Annotated in this window: 2 protein-coding genes; one reads left to right on the top strand and one right to left on the bottom strand. The window is 29.8% G+C overall.

The features are described from left to right. Window positions 1-221 precede the first annotated feature (221 nt). Window positions 222-1,871, bottom strand: coding sequence for a Na/Pi cotransporter family protein (locus Q0370_RS05995; RefSeq protein WP_147005328.1), 1,650 nt, complete (start codon window positions 1,869-1,871; stop codon window positions 222-224). 259 nt (window positions 1,872-2,130) lie between these two features. On the opposite strand from Q0370_RS05995, the gene Q0370_RS05990 reads away from it, so the two are divergent. After that, window positions 2,131-3,165, top strand: coding sequence for a 2-hydroxyacid dehydrogenase (locus tag Q0370_RS05990; protein ID WP_299573396.1), 1,035 nt, complete (start codon window positions 2,131-2,133; stop codon window positions 3,163-3,165). The last annotated feature ends 182 nt before the right edge of the window (window positions 3,166-3,347 follow it).

Raw genomic sequence — 3,347 nt, 5'->3', positions numbered from 1 at the left:
TAAATTATATAATTTCTATCAGTTCAATTTTAAATGGGTTCGAGTATAAAATATAATTTTTGCTTTTTAAATGAGAAATGGCATTCTCTTAGATATTAAAATAAAAATAACATAAAAATGATGGATTAAAGACAGATATAGCCAAAATAAAATTACCATATTCTTATCAATATCAAAAAATGGGTATATTAAGTTAATACCCATTTTTAAAATTTATATTTTTATCCTCTACTTTCAATCATTTTTTCAACCAAGTTTCTAGCATGATCTCCGATTCTTGTAAAGTGAGATACAACATCTATATAATAAAGCCCTGATTTTATGTCACATTCTTGTTTGCTTACACGGCTTATATGTGCTTTTCTTACTTCCTTCTCCTTTGCGTAAAGTTTGTTGTGTAAATCTACTACTGCAAAAGCTTTTTCTGAATCATTGTTTTTAAGAGCTTCTTCAGCGGTTTCAATGATTTGTTTTGAAATTAAGTATAATTTTTGCACTTCTTCATGAGCTGTTTCAGTAAATACTAATTTTTTCTTAATTTCATACCGTACATCTCGTACAATTCCAATCGCATGATCTCCTATACGTTCTACATCACGGCACATATCAAGATACATGCTGATTTCCTCTCCATCTTTTTCAGTTATATGTTCTTGTGACAATGAAGTTAAATATTTTGTAATTTCCTGATCAATATTATTTATTGCTTCTTCTCTTTTCTCAACTTTTTCCGCTAATTTTTCATTTCTTTCATGGAAAAATTCAACTGCTCTTCCTAAGCTCTTTAATGCTATTGAAATCATTGAAAGCATTTCCTGTTTTACCTGTCCTAATGCAATTGAAGGCGTGTAAATCAATGCTGAATCTAAATATTTTGGTTTATGTTCAACTTGATCTTCATCTTTTTCCCTAATCAATTTTACAACAACATATTCCAAAACTCTAATAAATGGAAATAATAAAATTGTTGTCATAACATTAAATGATCCGTGTGCAAATGCTATTGTCACTTTTGGATTCAAATGCAGAATCTCTGCCATTTTTTGTACAAACATTGTAAACGGCGACAATAAAATCATAAAAATTATTGTTCCTATAACATTAAACATTGTATGTGACAAAGCAAGCCTTTTTGCTGAGGTATTTGCTCCTATTACTGCAATTATCGCTGTTATTGTTGTTCCTATATTATCTCCAAAAAGTACAGGCAATGCAGCTTTTAATGTTATAAGATTTTCCTGATATACATTTTGTAAAATACTAATTGTAGCACTTGAAGCCTGAACCAGCACTGTAATCATTGTTCCAATAAATACTCCTAAAACTGGACTATTACTTAATTTTATTGTTAATTCTGTAAATGCCGGTAAATGTTTAAGTGGCTCCATTGCACTCGACATTAATGTCAATGCAAAAAATATTCCTCCAAAACCAAATAAAATTCTACCCAAATTATTTATGAAATTATGTTTTACAAAAAATAGACATGCTGCTCCTAAAAACAGTATCGGCAAAGCATAATGCGTTATATTAAACCCAATTATGAAAGTCGTAATTGTTGTACCAATATTGGCTCCCATAACAATTCCAATAGCCTGCCTTAAAGTCAGTAGCCCTGCTCCAACCAGCCCTATTGTAATAACTGTTGTTCCTGAACTTGATTGTATCAAAGCTGTTACTAGAATTCCAACTAGAACTCCTAAAAATGGTGATGTGGTATATTTATCCAAAATATATCTAAGTCTATCTCCAGCTGCCATTTGAAGACCATCCCCCATATATTTTATACAAAATAGGAATAGTCCCAGTCCACCCAGGAATCCAAACGCCATCTGCTGATAGTTGATTGCACTAACTGCTACTCCGTTCATCAAATCAATCCTCTCTTTTAGTTTTTAATTTGTTTAGATTTCTTCCTCAAATATACTTATATCATATTTTTCCCAAATTTGCTATCGTTTTTTATATATTTATATAATTTTTTTCATTTCATTTATTACAATAACAAAGAATCAAAAATTTCAAATAAATAATAAAAATCTTGTAAAATCATTTGACTTAGCCTATTTTTTTTTGCTATAATAAATTTAATAAGATAAAAAGATTATAAATTTTAGGAGGAATGTAAAAATGAAAATCGTAGTTTTCGATGCGAAACCTTATGACATTGAATTTTTTGACAAATGGAATGAAAAATTTGGGGCGGATATTACATATTTTGAAGAAAAATTAAGCTTAAAAAATGTGATGCTTACGAAATACCAAGATGTTGTCTGTACTTTCGTAAATGATGACTTAAATGCAAAAGTATTAAATATACTTTCAAAAAATGGTGTAAGAGTTATTGCCGCAAGATGTGCTGGTTATAACAATATCGACTTAAAGGCTGCCCGTGAAAACAGAATTACTGTTTTAAGAGTACCTGCCTACTCACCATTTGCTGTAGCTGAACATTCACTAGCTCTTCTTATGTCAGTAAACAGAAAAACTCACAAAGCCTATAATAGAACAAGGGAAGGTAACTTTAGTTTAGCAGGATTAACTGGAATGGATTTGAACGGAAAAACTGCTGGAATTATAGGAACTGGTAGAATCGCAAGAATTTTTATAAAAATTTTAAATGGACTAGGAATGAAAGTTATTGGTTATGATAAATTTCCTAATGAACAAGCCGCAAAAGAAGAAAACTTCACTTATGTAACATTAGATGAAATATTTGCAAATTCTGATGTAATTTCATTACATTGTCCATTATTCCCTGAAACAAGACACATAATTAACAAAGAAACTATTGCTAAAATGAAAGACGGGGTTATCATCATCAATGCCGCCAGAGGTGGATTAATTGATACTGAGGCTCTCGTTGAAGGATTAAAAGACAAAAAAATCGGCGGAGCAGGACTTGATGTTTATGAAAATGAAAGCAGCTATTTCTTCGAAGATGAATCAGCAAGCGTACTGGAAGATGATTTACTAGCTAGATTATTATCATTTAACAACGTTGTTTTGACTTCTCACCAGGCATTCTTAACAAAAGAAGCATTAGATAATATTGCCGAAGCAACATTTAACAATATTTTATCTTACGTAAAAGAAGAACCATTAACAAACGAAGTTTGGTACAACGAAGAAACTGGTAAAGTTGTTGAAGGTTTGAGAAAATAACTATAACCTAAAATATAAAAAAATTTTTATTTTCTAAAAACTTAATGAGAGGCTGTTTTAAAAAGCAGCTTCTTTTAATATTTTCCTAAAAATACTTAAAGTCTCAATTCAAAAGATTTTTTGTATTATATACTCAAACCTATTTTAAATTAAACTGCTAAAATTATATAAATTTATGGTTT

Source organism: uncultured Leptotrichia sp. (assembly GCF_938036635.1).
In the GTDB taxonomy this organism is placed as follows: Bacteria; Fusobacteriota; Fusobacteriia; order Fusobacteriales; family Leptotrichiaceae; genus Leptotrichia; species Leptotrichia hongkongensis.
This window is presented reverse-complemented; position numbering and strand designations above follow the sequence as displayed.